This window comes from Amycolatopsis sp. NPDC114504 (genome assembly GCF_055633595.1).
In genome coordinates, this window is the sequence record NZ_JBVKDU010000006.1 from 988,326 (window position 1) to 1,000,990 (window position 12,665).

The following is a 12,665-nucleotide window of genomic DNA, read 5'->3' on the forward strand; positions in this document are numbered from 1 at the left end:
TCGCGTGCGCACGGAAGAAGCTCTGGCGGCGGCGGGCATCGACCCGGCTTCGGTGGTGGCGAGCGAGGACGTCGGCGGGGGCACCTACAACACGGCGACCCGGCTGGAGCTCGCCGACGGGCGGCGGCTCGTGCTCAAGATCGCGCCGGCCGCGCCCGGGCTGACGTACGAGCACGACCTCCTGGCCACGGAAGCGGAGTACTACCGCCGGGTGCCGGGTCCGCTGCCGTCCGTCGTCGGGGCGGGGCCGGGGTTCCTGCTGATGACCGAGCTGCCCGGCGTCCCGTGGTCGCTGGTGCCCGACGGGCCGCGGCCGCACCGGGAGCTGGGCGAGGTCGTCGCCGGGCTGCACCGGACCACCGGCGACGGGTTCGGCTACCCGCAGGACCCGCCGCGGCCGACGTGGCCGGCGGCGTTCACGGCGATGGCGGACGCCGTCCTGGCCGACGCCGTCCGGTACGGCGTCCACCTCCCGCGGCCGGCGGCGGAGATCGCGCACCTGGTGCGCCGGCACGAGCCGCTTCTGGAGTTGGTCACGACCCCGGTGCTGGTGCACTTCGACCTGTGGGACGGCAACATCCTGCTCGACGACGGCCGGCTGTCGGGGATCATCGACGCCGAGCGCGCGTTCTGGGGCGACCCGGTGGCGGAGTTCGTCTCGCTGGCGCTGTTCCGCGACCTGGACCCCGCGCTCCTCGAGGGCTACCGGGCGGCGGGCGGCCCGGTGGAGTTCGGCATGCCGGCGTGGGCGCGGCTCGGGCTCTACCGGGTGTACCTCGACCTGATCATGCTGGTGGAGATGGTGCCACGCAAGGACGACGACGCCGACCGGGCGCGCTTCCTCTCGGCCCGGCTCGGCGACGACGTCGACGCCCTGCAGCGCGCGGTGTGATGACGTCGCAAAGCCGCCAGCCCGGAACCCCTTGCCACGCCTAGGGTTCCGGCCATGAGCCGAGAGATCGTCCAGCACGCCTGGCAGGAGTTCGCCAGCCACGACGCCGACCGCATCGCCGCGGTCTTCACCGAGGACGCCGAATGGCTGGCCCCGCCGGGGAACGCCACCGCCGTCGCACTCGGCGGGCCGTCGCACCTGGTCGACCGGGAGGTGATCGTCCGGTTCCTCGCCGAGGACTTTCCGCGGTTCTTCGTCAGCGACGTCACCGTCACCTTCCACGGCATCCACGCCGACGGCGACCGCGTCGTCGTGGAAGAGACGATGACCGCGACACTCGCCAACGGCAACCACTACGCCAACGACTACTGCCTCGTGTTCGAGCTCCGCGACGGGCTCATCCACCGGGTGCGCGAGTACATGGACACCGCCCGGGGTCACCGGATGGTGTTCACCACGTGACCGGCAGGCAGTGCACCCCGTACACCAGCATGTCGTCCTTGAAGGACAGCTCCTCCAGCGGCACCGCGAGCCGCAGGTCCGGGATGCGCCGGTACAGCGTCCCGTAGACGACCTGCAGCTCCACCCGCGCCAGTGTCTGGCCGAGGCACTGGTGCACGCCGTAGCCGAACGCGACGTGGTGGCGGGCTTCGCGCGTCACGTCCAGGCGGTCCGGCTCCGCGAACACCGTGCCGTCGCGGTTGGCGACGTCGCCCGCCGCGATGACGCCCTCGCCCGCGTGGATCACCTCGCCGCCGAGCTCGATGTCCTCGACCGCCACCCGGCGGCGGCCGGTGTGCGTGATGTTCAGGTAGCGCAACAACTCCTCGACGGCGCGGCGCAGCTGGTCGGCGTCGCCGGACCGCACCAGCTCGAGCTGCGCGGGGTGCTCCAGCAGCGCGACCGTGCCGAGGGCGATCATGTTCGCCGTCGTCTCGTGGCCCGCCACCAGCAGCAGCTGGCCCATCGACGCGACGTCTTCGGCGGTCATGCGGCCGGTCGCGACCTGCGTGACCGCCAGCTTGCTCAAGACGTCGTCCCCGGGCTCGGACATCTTCCGTTCGACGAGCCCGGAAAGGTACCCGAGCAGATCCTCGACGGCCTTGACCGCCTCCTCGGGCGTGGCGGTCTTCGACACCATCACCTTCGTGATGTCCTGGAAGAACACCCGATCCTCGTACGGCACCCCGAGCAGTTCGCAGATCACCAGTGACGGCACCGGCAGCGCGAACGCCGTCACCAGGTCGACCGGGTTCGAGCCGGCCAGCAGGTCGTCGATCAGGTCGTCGACGATCCGCTGGATCGCCGGGCGCAGCGCCTCCATCTTCTTGACGAGGAAGTCGCCGGTCAGCAGGCGCCGCTGCGCCGCGTGCTCGGCGCCGTCCATGGTGATGAACGACCTCGCGCGCTTCCGCCGGGCCGCGGTGGCCGCGCTCTGGTGCGGGTAGCCCGGCCGGTCGGAGTCGGCGCTGATCCGCGTGTCGCGCAGGACCGCGCGGACGTCGTCATAACGCGTGACCAGCCACGGCGTGCTGCCGTTCCACAGCCGCACGCGCGAAACCGGTGGCAGTTCGCCCAGCTCGGCGGGCGGGTCGAAGGGACACCGCCGGGTCATCGGAAACGCGGGCACGCCGTCCACCGGATACCTCCCGAAGCTGCCGGAAATTTACATAGCTATGCTAAGCATCTTCCGGCGACTTCGCCACAGGGCCGATCAGGCGAACACCAACCCGACGAGCTCGTCGACGAACGGCTCGACCAGCTCGGCCCCGTTCCGGTTCAGCACGCTGTGGAACAGCGCGACCCGCCCGTGCGCCCCGACGAACACGACCGCGGCCGCCCGGCCCGGGGTCACCCGCAGCCGGTGGCCGGCCTCGACGCAGCGCTCGAAACCCGCGGCCAGGCGGTCGATCACGTCCAGCAGCGGTCCTTCCGCCGGCCCGCCGGGCTCCGCCCGGGACGCGCCGTTCGCGAGCATCAGCCGGTAATGACCGGGGTTCTCCATGGCGAACGTGCAGTACGCGTGAATCTGCGCCCGGACCCGGCCGACGACGTCGGTTTCCCCGAGCGTCTCTTCCGCCGCGCGCATCGATTCCGCCAGCCGCACGTATTCGTGGTCGAGCAGCCCGCGCACCAATTCCGCACGATCGGAAAAATGCTGGTAGATGCTGGCCGGGGCGATGCCGACCGCGCGGGCCACCCCCCGGATCGTCAGCCCGTCCTCGCCACCGAGCTCGGCCAGCAACCGGGCGGCCGCCGCCAGGATCTCCCCGCGCAGCCGTTCGCCTTCGCCCCAGCGGTTCCTCGTTCGGCCGTTTCCGGCTTCGACGCTATCCGGCACCCGCCCATTCATACGCCCGGGTCGGGGGCAGCCGTATTCCGGGGTCCCGGAGAACCCCGGAATTGTCGGGAAATGACAAATTCGCTCGGTCAGGCGAGCGCCGGGTACAGCCCCGAGAGGTCACCCGACAGGCCGGCCCGGACATTCCGGCTGAGATCGTCGGCGAGCACCTCGAAGCGGCCCTGCTCGACGCCGTCGAGGGCGAGCCCGGCCACGACCGCCGGGTCGATCTTCGGGCCGTCGACGTGCTTGGCCATGTCGGTGTCCATGTACCCGACGTGCAGCGCGGTCACCTGCGTCTTCTGCGCGGCCAGCTCCAGACGCAGCGCGTTGGTCAGCGACCAGGCCGCCGACTTCGCCGCGGAGTAGGCCGCGACCTGCGGCGAGGTGAACCAGGAAAGCACCGACAGCACGTTGAGCACCTGGCCGCCGCCGTTGCGCTCGAGGATCGGCGCGAACTCGCGCGTCACGGCGAGGGTGCCGAAGTAGTGCGTGTCCATCTCCAGCTTGATGTCGTCCAGGGAGCCGCCGAGCAGGGACGCCCCGGTGGACGAGCCGGCGTTGTTGACCAGCAGCGTGACGTCTCCCGCGATCTTCGCGGCTTCGCCGATCGACTCGGGGTCGGTGACGTCGAGCTTCAGCGGCACCACCCCCGGCAGGTCGACCGACTCCGGATTCCGCGCGGCGGCGTAGACCTTGGCCGCGCCGCGCTCGAGGAGAGCGGCGGCGAACTGCCGGCCGAGCCCCCGGTTGGCCCCGGTGACCAGCGCCACCGCACCCGTGATCTCCATGACGAGCTCCTCTCGCACCTGGCTTGCTCGTTGCAAGCTAGCTACGGCCGACTGTACGGCGTAGACTTGCTCCGAGCAAGTCAGGTAGGAGGGATCACAGTCATGAGCCGCCGCATCACCTTCGAGGACGCCTCCTGCCCGATCGCCCGCGCCGCGGACGTCCTCGCCGAGCCGTGGGTGCTGCTGATCCTGCGCAACGCGACCGCGGGCACCACCCGGTTCGAGGACTTCCGCGCCGAGCTCGGCATCGCGGACAACGTGCTCACCACCCGGCTGGCCAAGCTCGTCGAGCGCGGGCTGATGACGAAGCTCCCCTACCGCGACGGCGGCCGGACGCGGCACGAGTACCGCCTCACGAAGGCCGGTTCGGACGCGTTGCCGGTGCTGCACGCGCTCGGCGCGTGGGGCAACGCGCACACGACGTCGAAGGGCGCCTACGGCCCGATGAACCTGGTCCACACCGGCTGCGGCGCACTCACCAGGCCGGGCGAGAAGTGCGACGCCTGCGGAAAACCGCTGGTCAGGGACGTCCTGGCGTGGCGCGGCTCGTGGCTCAGCGAGGGCGAGATCCCGCTGGCGGACCCCGTCGGCTGACTCCGGCGGGGCATCCTCGTATGCGTGGCTGCGCATGTCAACCGGTCGAAATGGTTGGTAAATCACCGTTCGCAGCGCAGTACGAAAGTCGGGTCACAAGAGCCGGGCGATTCCGTAAGTTCGACACCCAGCGCGCGCAAACCCGGCAAATTCCCCACGGCAAGGAGTCGTCCCGATGTCCAGGAAGTACCTGCTGCCCGGCGCCGCCGTCGCGCTGGCGATGATCGCGACCCCGCTGACCGCGGCCCCGGCCTTCGCGGCCCCGGCGGCGGCCACGGTCGTCTACTACGACACCTCGGACGCCCCCACCTTCCGCGACGTGATCAACGCGGGCGCCGCCAACTGGAACGCGGCGGTGTCGAACGTGAAGCTCCAGGAGAGCTCCTCGGGTGCGACGCTGCACTACACGGAAGGCAACGACCCGCAGGGTTCCTACGCCCAGACCGACGGCCACGGCAGCGGCACGATCTTCATCGACTACACGCAGGCCGAGCAGTACAACCAGACGCGCATCGCGGCCCACGAGACGGGCCACGCGCTCGGCCTGCCGGACCACTACGAGGGCCCGTGCTCGGAGCTGATGTCGGGTGGCGGCCCCGGCCCGTCGTGCACGAACGCGAACCCGAACTCCGCGGAGTCGTCCCAGGTGCAGTCCCTGTGGGCCAACGGTTTCACCGGCGCGCGCAAGGCGCCGACCCGCGTCTACGAAGTCACGATGACCAAGTAGCCAGGTTCTGACGTCGTCGGGGAAGGCCGCACCGGGTACGCCCGGTGCGGCCTTCGCGCGTCAGAGGCGGGAGACCAGGCGGTCCCGCGCCACTTCCAGGTGGTCCGTCATCGCCTTCCGGGCGCCGGCCGCGTTGCCCGCCACCAGGGCGTCGACGATCACCCGGTGTTCGGTGATCGTCTGCTCGCCGAACGGCTGGTTGTAGTTCAGCCGGAAGAAGTGCAGGTGGCAGTGGGTCCGCGCGAACGCCTGCTCGACCGCCACGTTCCCCGCCTGGTGCAGGATCAGCTCGTGCAGCCGCGCGTCGTGCGCCGTCAACGCCTTGTAGTCGCGGTAGGCGTCTTCCGCCGGGGCGGCCGGGCACGTCGCCAGCTCCGCCTCCAGCTCGGCCACGTGCGCATCCGACATCGCCGCCGCCGCGCGGGCCGCCGACGGGGGCTCCAGCAGCAGCCGCAGCGCGTACATGTCGTCGACTTCCTTGCGGTTCAGCAGTTCCGTCACGCGGTAGCCGCGCAACGGGAGCCTGCTGACCAGCTCCTCGGACTCCAGCCGGGCCAGTGCTTCGCGCACCGGCGTGCCGGACACGCCCAGCTCGCGGGCGACCTCGTCGATGTTGACCCTGGCACCCGGCTCGATGCCGTCGTTCATGATCAGCGCCCGGATCTGCTCGTAGACGCCGTCGGCCAGCACCTGCCTGCCCGGCAGGGCTTCGAGGCGTCGACCGGTCACCGTGACTCCCTCACGTCGTGGCTACAGGCTACTGCCACGGAGAACGGGCCGGAATCCCTCGAGCACCGCGTGGACGTCGTCGGGACCACCGGCTTCGTGGCCGTTGTACTCCCAGACGGCGAGCTGTTTCTGTCCCTTGTAGACGTGGTAGGCGCCGAAGACCGTCGACGGCGGCACGATGCCGTCCATCAGCCCGGCGCTGAACCAGGCCGGGGCCGTCGCGCGCGAGGCGAACCCGACACCGTCGAAATAGGACAGCACCTCGAACACCCGCGTGACCGCGTCACGATGCTCGGCCAGGTACCGCGCCAGTTCGACGTACGGTCGTTCGCCGCCGATCAGGCTGGCGCGCCGGAAGTCGCAGAGGAACGGTGCTTGCGCGTGCAGGGCCGCCACGTCCGGGACCAGCCCCGCCGTGGCGAGGGCGATGCCGCCGCCCTGGCTGTTGCCGAGCACCGCCACCCGCGCCGGGTCGACGTCCGGCAGCGCGCGCACGGCGTCCACCGCGCGGACCGCGTCGGTGAAGATCCGCCGGTAGACGTAGGTCTCGCGGCTCTCGATGCCGCGCGTCAGGTGGCCCGGGTACGCCGGCCCGCTGCCCACCGGGTCGGGGGTAACGCCGCCCTGGCCGCGCACGTCGACCTGCAGGTGCGCGTACCCGGCGGACGCCCAGGTCAGCTCCTGCAGCGCGCTGCCCCGGCTGCCGCCGTAGCCGTGGAACTGGACGATCGCGGGCAACGGCCCTTGGCTGCCGCGAGGCACCCGCAACCAGGCCCGCTGCGGGTGCCCGCCGAAGCCGGCGAACGTCACGTCGAACACGTCGAGCGTCCGCAACGGCGTCTCGACCGGGGTCAGTTCCAGTGCCAGGTCGTGGGCGCGGGCTTCGGCGAGGGTCGACGTCCAGAACTCGTCGAAGTCCGCCGGCGCGGAGTAGTCGCTGCGGTACTCCCACAGCGCGTCGAGACCGAGGTCGGTGAGCATCACAGTCCTTTCAGGACGGTCGATTCCCCGGCCCGCAGCCGCAGTTCGGTCTCCCGGCCGCGGTAGCGCACCCGGATCGGCTCGGCCGGGTCGCCCGACAGCCGCCGCAGGACGGCGTACCGCAGTTCGCCGTCGCGCCACTCGATGTCGGCCGCGAGCCCGCCGCGGCAGCGCAGACCTCGCGCTTCGCCTTCGAGCCAGCCGGCGGGCAGGGCCGGCAGCAGAGTCACGACGTCGTTCTGGCTCCGCAGCACCAGTTCCGCGAGCCCGGCCGGAAAACCGTAGTTGCCGTCGATCTGGAACGGCGGGTGCGTGCTGAACAGGTTGGGCAGCAGCCCGCCCCACTCCGAGCCGTCGACCGGCGCGTCGCGGTGGCGGTCGCCGGTGAACGGCTGGACCGCCTCGCTCAGCAGCTTCCGCGCGGTCTCGCCATCGCCGAGACGGGCGCGCAGCGCGATCTTCCACGCCCACGACCAGCCCATCGCCCCCGGTCCGCGACGCTCCAGGACCCGGCGGGCCGCTTCGGCGAGGTCCGGCGTCGCGACGGCGTCGATCTGCCCGAGCGGGTACAGCGCGACCAGGTGCGACAGGTGCCGGTGGGTCGCATCGTCTTCGGGCAGGTCGTCGGCCCACTCCCCCAGCCGGCCGTCCGGCAGGACGGGCAGCGGGCGCAATCTCGGCAGCGCGGCCTCGATCTCGGCGTACAGCGGGTCGTGCACCTCCAGGGTGTTCATCGCCGCGAGGCTGCGTTCGAACACCGCGCGGATCAGCGCGACGTCCATGGTCACCGAGTGGGTCAGCGACTCCTTAGTCCCGGCCTCGGACAGGAACAGGTTCTCCGGGGACGTCGACGGGCACGTCTCGAGGACGCCGTCGCGTTCGACGAGCCAGTCCAGGCAGAACTCCGCGCAGCCACGCAGCAACGGCCACGCCGTCGTGCCGAGGAAGGTGCGGTCGCGCGTGAAGTCGTAGTGCTCCCACGCGTGCTGGACCAGCCACGCGCCGCCCAGTGGCCAGATCGCCCACGACGGGTTGCCGTGCCCCATCCCGACCGGCAGCGCCCAGCCCCACGGGTCGGTGTTGTGGTGGGCGACCCACCCGCGCGTGCCGTACAGCTCGCGCGCGACGTCGGCGCCGGTGACCGCGAGCTTGCCGAGCAGGTCGAACAGCGGGAGGTGGCACTCGCCGAGCCCGGTCGTCTCGGCGGCCCAGTAGTTCATCTGGGTGTTGATGTTGACCGTGTAGTTCGACGACCAGGCCGGGCGCGGGTCGTCGTTCCAGATGCCCTGCAGGTTCGCCGGCGGCGCACCCGGCCGGGACGCCGACGCCAGCAGGTACCGGCCGTACTGGAAAAGGACGGTCGCGGTGAGCTGCTCATCGGTCCCGGACAGCAGCTCGGCGACGTCGTGGGTGCCGCCGCGGCGTGCGCCGATCCGCAGCCCGGCGGCACCGAGCAGCGACCGGAGGTCGGCTTCGTGCGCTCGTCGCAGCTCCGCCATCCCGGTTTCGGCGGCCCGCTCGGCGAGGACAGCGGCGCGGCGCCGGTGCTCGTCGCGGGTGTGCTGGCGGTCGCCGATCCAGGCGTCGTACGCGCTGGTCGAGCTGGCCAGGACGATCAGGACGCCGGTTTCCGTCCGGGCGACCCGGACGGAAACCGCGCCGAACGGGTCGTAGCCCTCGGCGGTCCCGTACCGCAGCGGCTCGGCCACCCGCGGCTCGTGCCGCGGTGCGCCGTCGACCGGGATTTCGATGCCGAGGTCGAGGCCGTCGCGCGACACCTCGCGCAGGGGTGTCGTCACCTCGACGCCGACGTCGACCGGGCCCGACAGCGCGACGCACAGGACCTGCGCGGGACGGCTCACCCAGGTCGTCCGCTCGACGTCGTGACCGTCGATGGACAGGTGCTCGGTCGCGACGCCGTTGTCCAGGTTGAGCGTCCGGCCGTGCGAAGTCCCTTCCGGCACCGTCAGCCAGAGGTCCACGTACGGCAGGAACTCCTGGCTGTACGGCCCTTCGAACGTCATCAAGAGCTCTTCGGCGCGCCGGAAGTCCTTGGCGAACACGGCCTCGCGCACCTCGGCGAGCCGGTCCGGCCCGGCGTCGATGTCTTTCAGCGCGGCCGCCGGACCACCGGGCGTGCCGGACCAGACCGTGGCGTCGTTGACCTGGATCCGCGTGCGGCCGGCACCGCCGAAGACCATCGCGCCGAGCCGTCCGTTGCCGACCGGCATCGCCTCGGTCCAGTCCGCCGCCGGGTGCGACCAGGAGAGCAGGAGGTCGTCGGCCACTAGACGGTGATCTTGTCGACGTCGTAGACGTAACCGGCCTGGTTGCCGATCTGGACGGTGTTGGCGCCGGCTCGCAGGTACACGGGGACGGTCACCGTCTGCGGGGTGTTCCAGTCGTTGTCGTTGCTCCCGGCGACCGGCAGCGGGAACGACGTCCCGTTGACCGTGACGATGCCGGTGCGGCTGGAGTCGCCGTCCACATAGGACAGCTGCAGCAGGTAGGTGCCGGCCTTGGCCGTGGTCACCGTCGGCAGCACGACGTACCCGCTGCCGCCGAGGTAGCCGACCTTCTTGCCGTTGCTGCAGTCGCAGTCGTAGACCGTCGCGCCGCCTTGCGGGGTGCCGTTCTCCGCCTCGTACGCCGTGGGGCCGCCGGCGGCAGGAGTGGTCACGCTGATCTTCTTGCTGGACGCGGACGGCCTGCCGTAGCGCTGGTTCGCGACCACCGTGAAGTCGTACGAAGTCGACGGCTCGAGGCCGGTGACCGTGGCGCTCGCACCGCTGGCCGAGGTGGCTTTACGGCCGTTCACGAAGACGTCGTAGCTCTGCGCGCCCTTCGAGGCATCCCAAGCGAGGGAGACGCTGGTGCCGGTGGCCGCGGTGCCGTGGACGACCGCCGGAGCCTGCGGCGCGGTGCGGTCGCGAGGCGTCACCTTGAACAGGCGCGAGCCGTGCACCGGCAGGTCGCCGGACGCGGCGTCGACGTCCTGGTGCGCCCAGAGGTCGCGGATCCGGACCGGGCCGCCGATGCCGAGTTGCGCGAGGTCCGCCGTGACGCGGGCGGGCGTCGCGGCGAGGTTGAACAGCGCGACCGTGTAGCTGCCGTCGGCGTTGCGGTTGTACCAGACCTGCTGGTCGGTCGTCTGGCTCACCGGCTTGGCGGGGACGCCGGCCTGGTCGAGCGCGATGACCTCGTCGTTGGTGAGGAGCTTGACGCCGTAGTCGTCGAGCTGGGTCAGGTCGTCGCCGAGGTAGAGCGGCGCGGCCTCGATCGCCCAGAACGTCATGTAGCTCTGGCGCTCGGCTGGGGTGAGGCCGTCCATCTTGCCGCTGCCGACGTCGACGGAGTCGAGGTTGTTCCAGTGGCCGGGGCCGGCGTCGGGGATCCACTGCACGACGTCGTTCCAGCGCTGCTTGACCGAGTTGTCCCAGGTCACGAGGGTGTCGCAGTAGCACTCGACGTCGGTGTCGACGCGCCAGCCGTTCGTGTTGGCCTTCCAGACGTCCGCCTGGCGGTGGCTCAGCGCCCAGGAGACGACGAACTCCATCGGGCGGCCGGTCTTGGCGATCGCTTTGCGCCAGGCCTCGACGTCCGAGGTGTTGGTGTAGTTCTCGCCGCCCTTGAAGGAGCCGGGGCCGACGCCGTCGAGCTTCAGGAAGTCGACGCCCCAGCCGGCCAGCAGCCGCGCCTCCGAGTCCACATAGGACTGGGCGCAGGGGTTCGTGAAGTCGATCTTGTAGGCGGAGTCCCAGCCGTTGGTCTTGCGCAGGTCGGGGTAGACGAGGTCCCTGGTGTGGCAGTTCGCGGTGCCCTCGATCGGCGAGTTGCCGTCGTTGTAGGCCTTGATGTCCAGGCCGACGGCCAGGTAGGAGCCGAGCTTCAGGCCCTTCTTGTGGACGTGGTCGGCGACGTACTTCATGCCGTCCGGGAACGTCGTGGGGTTGACGACCGGGCGGGCGTTCCCGTCGAAGGAGTTCGACCAGCCGGCGTCGATGTTGACGTAGGTGTAGCCGTGCTGCTTGAACTTCGCGGCGAGGACGTCCGTCTGCTGGAGGACGTGCTGCTCGGTGAGCCAGCTGGCCGCGCCGGTCGGGTTGACGCCCGGGTAGTTCGTCGACTCGAGGCTCCAGCTGCTCCAGCCCATGTAGGGATGCTGCGCGACGGGCTGGTGCTGTTGTTCGGCTGCCGTGGCCGTGGGGGCCGTGAGCAGGCCCGCGAGCACCGCCAGTCCGGCGAGGGCTCGTCTGCCCCGTGCGGCCATGACCACTCCTTCGAGGTCGAGTACGTCAGACATCGGAGGATCGCGGCCGATTCGGCGAGCCGCAGATCCTATAGGATCGACGATGGCCGATTCTTGCTGGTGAAAATTAGTGCTGTCAACGACTGGACCGGACAGAGATCGGACGAATCCGAACTGTCGGGGGTGGCGGTTAGGTTCGGGGCATGCTGACCACGCTGGCCGTCGAGAACTACCGTTCGCTGCGCGACCTGGTGCTGCCGCTGTCCGGGCTGACCGTCGTCACGGGGCCGAACGGCAGCGGCAAGTCGAGCCTGTACCGCGCGCTGCGGCTGCTGGCGGACGCGTCCCGCAACGGCGCGGTGGCGGCGCTGGCCCGTGAGGGCGGACTGCCGTCGACGCTGTGGGCGGGTCCGGAGAACGGGTCGCGCCCGGGCGCGCGGGTCCAGGGCACGGTGCGCACGAAGTCGGTCGGCCTGCGGCTGGGGTTCGCCGGCGACGAGTTCGGCTACGCGCTCGACCTGGGGCTGCCGGTGCCGGGCGAGACGATGTTCAACCTGGACCCGGAGTTCAAGCGCGAGGCGGTGTGGTCGGGGCCGGTGCTGAAGCCGGCGTCGTTGCTGGCCGACCGCGCGGGCCCGTCGGTGCGCACCCGGGTTTCGTCCGGGGCGTGGGGTCCGGACGTGCACCGGATCCGGCTGTCCGACAGCATGCTGAGCGAGTTCGCGGACCCGCGCGCGTGCCCGGAGCTGCTGGTGGTCCGCGAGCGCATCCGGTCATGGCGGTTCTACGACCACTTCCGCACGGACGCGTCGGCCCCGGCCCGCCAGTCGTTCGTGGGAACGCGAACGTTCGTGTTGTCCCACGACGGCGCGGACCTGGCGGCGGCCCTGCAGACGATCATCGAGGTCGGCCGGGCTTCGGAGCTGGAGTCCCTCGTGGACGCGGCGTTCCCGGGCTCCCGGCTTTCGGTGGTTTCCCAGGACGGGTTGCTGTCGGTCCAGTTCCACCAGCACGGTTTGTTGCGCCCGCTGTCGGCGGCGGAGCTGTCGGACGGAACGCTGCGGTTTTTGTTGTGGGTGGCGGCTTTGCTGACCCCGCGGCCACCGGAGCTGCTGGTGCTGAACGAGCCGGAGACATCACTGCACCCGGACCTGCTCCCGGCTTTGGCGGCGTTGATCGCGACGGCGGCGAAGGAAACGCAACTGGTGGTGGTCTCCCACGCATCGCCGTTGATCCGGGCGCTCGCGGAGATCGCCTCGGTAGGGGCTCTGGAGCTGGAGAAGGAGAACGGGGAGACAAAGCTGCTGGGCCAGGGCCGCCTGGACCGCCCTTCCTGGCACTGGCCCAAGCGCTGACCCCGC

Annotated in this window: 12 protein-coding genes; 5 read left to right on the forward strand and 7 right to left on the reverse strand. The window is 70.9% G+C overall.

Annotated features, from left to right (window positions below; translation table 11 throughout):
* Positions 1–4: 4 nt before the first annotated feature.
* Both ACZ7PG_RS46255 and ACZ7PG_RS46260 read left to right on the forward strand, forming a co-directional pair.
* Entirely contained in the window at positions 5–892 is an 888-nt protein-coding gene (locus tag ACZ7PG_RS46255; RefSeq protein WP_470245571.1) for a phosphotransferase, read from the forward strand.
* 54 nt (positions 893–946) lie between these two features.
* The gene (locus tag ACZ7PG_RS46260) at positions 947–1,354 is read left to right on the forward strand and encodes a nuclear transport factor 2 family protein (protein WP_470245572.1); all 408 of its coding nucleotides are present in this window, start codon (positions 947–949) and stop codon (positions 1,352–1,354) included.
* Here the strand turns inward: ACZ7PG_RS46260 and ACZ7PG_RS46265 are convergent.
* The 3 genes from ACZ7PG_RS46265 to ACZ7PG_RS46275 all read right to left on the reverse strand — a co-directional run bounded on the left by ACZ7PG_RS46265 (position 1,344) and on the right by ACZ7PG_RS46275 (position 4,024).
* On the reverse strand, positions 1,344–2,507 hold the full coding sequence (locus tag ACZ7PG_RS46265; protein WP_470245703.1) for a cytochrome P450: 1,164 nt from the start codon (positions 2,505–2,507) through the stop codon (positions 1,344–1,346). The genes ACZ7PG_RS46260 and ACZ7PG_RS46265 overlap by 11 nt on opposite strands.
* Before the next feature lie 99 nt (positions 2,508–2,606).
* Complete coding sequence (locus ACZ7PG_RS46270) at positions 2,607–3,170, reverse strand: TetR/AcrR family transcriptional regulator (protein ID WP_470245704.1); 564 nt, start codon at positions 3,168–3,170, stop codon at positions 2,607–2,609.
* 152 nt (positions 3,171–3,322) lie between these two features.
* Positions 3,323–4,024 (reverse strand): SDR family oxidoreductase, encoded by a 702-nt coding sequence (locus tag ACZ7PG_RS46275; RefSeq protein WP_470245573.1) that lies wholly within the window; start codon positions 4,022–4,024, stop codon positions 3,323–3,325.
* A gap of 102 nt (positions 4,025–4,126) precedes the next feature.
* Here ACZ7PG_RS46275 and ACZ7PG_RS46280 point away from each other — a divergent pair, with 102 nt between their 5' ends.
* The gene (locus ACZ7PG_RS46280) at positions 4,127–4,618 is read left to right on the forward strand and encodes a winged helix-turn-helix transcriptional regulator (RefSeq protein WP_470245574.1); all 492 of its coding nucleotides are present in this window, start codon (positions 4,127–4,129) and stop codon (positions 4,616–4,618) included.
* Positions 4,619–4,793: 175 nt separating this feature from the next.
* The gene (locus tag ACZ7PG_RS46285; protein ID WP_470245575.1) at positions 4,794–5,345 is read left to right on the forward strand and encodes a snapalysin family zinc-dependent metalloprotease; all 552 of its coding nucleotides are present in this window, start codon (positions 4,794–4,796) and stop codon (positions 5,343–5,345) included.
* 60 nt (positions 5,346–5,405) lie between these two features.
* On the opposite strand, the gene ACZ7PG_RS46290 is transcribed toward ACZ7PG_RS46285, so the two are convergent.
* The 4 genes from ACZ7PG_RS46290 to ACZ7PG_RS46305 are packed head-to-tail and all read right to left on the reverse strand — an operon-like array spanning position 5,406 to position 11,325.
* Complete coding sequence (locus ACZ7PG_RS46290) at positions 5,406–6,074, reverse strand: GntR family transcriptional regulator (RefSeq protein WP_470245576.1); 669 nt, start codon at positions 6,072–6,074, stop codon at positions 5,406–5,408.
* A gap of 21 nt (positions 6,075–6,095) precedes the next feature.
* On the reverse strand, positions 6,096–7,055 hold the full coding sequence (locus ACZ7PG_RS46295) for an acetylxylan esterase (RefSeq protein WP_470245577.1): 960 nt from the start codon (positions 7,053–7,055) through the stop codon (positions 6,096–6,098).
* On the reverse strand, positions 7,055–9,343 hold the full coding sequence (locus ACZ7PG_RS46300) for a glycosyl hydrolase family 95 catalytic domain-containing protein (RefSeq protein WP_470245578.1): 2,289 nt from the start codon (positions 9,341–9,343) through the stop codon (positions 7,055–7,057). Before ACZ7PG_RS46300 ends, ACZ7PG_RS46295 begins: the two co-directional genes overlap by 1 nt.
* A complete protein-coding gene (locus tag ACZ7PG_RS46305) occupies positions 9,343–11,325 on the reverse strand; it encodes a CBM35 domain-containing protein (protein WP_470245579.1) in 1,983 nt (660 codons plus the stop codon). Before ACZ7PG_RS46305 ends, ACZ7PG_RS46300 begins: the two co-directional genes overlap by 1 nt.
* A gap of 182 nt (positions 11,326–11,507) precedes the next feature.
* Here ACZ7PG_RS46305 and ACZ7PG_RS46310 point away from each other — a divergent pair, with 182 nt between their 5' ends.
* On the forward strand, positions 11,508–12,659 hold the full coding sequence (locus ACZ7PG_RS46310) for an AAA family ATPase (RefSeq protein ID WP_470245580.1): 1,152 nt from the start codon (positions 11,508–11,510) through the stop codon (positions 12,657–12,659).
* The last annotated feature ends 6 nt before the right edge of the window (positions 12,660–12,665 follow it).

Excerpts from the sequence above, each read along its gene's own strand:
- ACZ7PG_RS46260 (WP_470245572.1), top strand. The coding sequence starts at position 947 with ATGAGCCGAGAGATCGTCCAGCACGCCTGGCAGGAGTTCGCCAGCCAC.
- ACZ7PG_RS46265 (WP_470245703.1), bottom strand. The coding sequence starts at position 2,507 with ATGACCCGGCGGTGTCCCTTCGACCCGCCCGCCGAGCTGGGCGAACTG.
- ACZ7PG_RS46275 (WP_470245573.1), bottom strand. The coding sequence starts at position 4,024 with ATGGAGATCACGGGTGCGGTGGCGCTGGTCACCGGGGCCAACCGGGGG.
- ACZ7PG_RS46280 (WP_470245574.1), top strand. The coding sequence starts at position 4,127 with ATGAGCCGCCGCATCACCTTCGAGGACGCCTCCTGCCCGATCGCCCGC.
- ACZ7PG_RS46285 (WP_470245575.1), top strand. The coding sequence starts at position 4,794 with ATGTCCAGGAAGTACCTGCTGCCCGGCGCCGCCGTCGCGCTGGCGATG.
- ACZ7PG_RS46295 (WP_470245577.1), bottom strand. The coding sequence starts at position 7,055 with ATGCTCACCGACCTCGGTCTCGACGCGCTGTGGGAGTACCGCAGCGAC.
- ACZ7PG_RS46305 (WP_470245579.1), bottom strand. The coding sequence starts at position 11,325 with ATGGCCGCACGGGGCAGACGAGCCCTCGCCGGACTGGCGGTGCTCGCG.
- ACZ7PG_RS46310 (WP_470245580.1), top strand. The coding sequence starts at position 11,508 with ATGCTGACCACGCTGGCCGTCGAGAACTACCGTTCGCTGCGCGACCTG.